Below are 524 nucleotides of genomic sequence, written 5' to 3' on the forward strand. Positions count from 1 at the left end.
ACGTGCGCTTCAAGGCTGCTCGCCAGCGGGCACGTGCCTGATCTTTCCCCCACGGCCGACGCAACGCCGTCGTACCCACAGCAGGGTACGGCGGTGTTGCCGCATGCGCGGCGTTCCCTGCTGCCCGAGGGACAGGGAATCCACGGTGCGCGGGTGCTCTACGTCCACGCCCACCCCGACGACGAAACGGTGGTCACGGGTGCCTCGATCGCACAGCTGGCGCGCGGTGGGGCCGAGGTTCACCTGCTGACCATGACCCGTGGCGAACGGGGGGAGGTCATCCCGGAGCTGCTGCGGCACCTGGAGGTGGGGCAGCCGGCCAACAACGACGACGGCACCGCGTTGGGGGAGTACCGCATCCACGAACTGGCCGCGGCCTGTGCTGCGTTGGGTGTGCGCAACCAGGTGTTCGCGGGGCGGGCCCCGGCCATCGACCCGTCCGTCGGGTTGAGCAACGGGCGGGGCCGGTATCTGGATTCCGGCATGTCCTGGGGGCCCGACGGCCGTGCCCGGGCGGCCCCGGA

Annotated in this window: 1 protein-coding gene; it reads left to right on the top strand. The window is 71.6% G+C overall.

What is annotated here, in order from left to right:
• Positions 1–33: 33 nt before the first annotated feature.
• The coding region (locus GTW58_RS13965) for a PIG-L family deacetylase (RefSeq protein ID WP_342453334.1) at positions 34–524 on the top strand (491 nt) is incomplete at its 3' end.

Source organism: Kocuria subflava, from assembly GCF_012163155.1.
Taxonomy (GTDB): Bacteria; Actinomycetota; Actinomycetes; order Actinomycetales; family Micrococcaceae; genus Kocuria; species Kocuria subflava.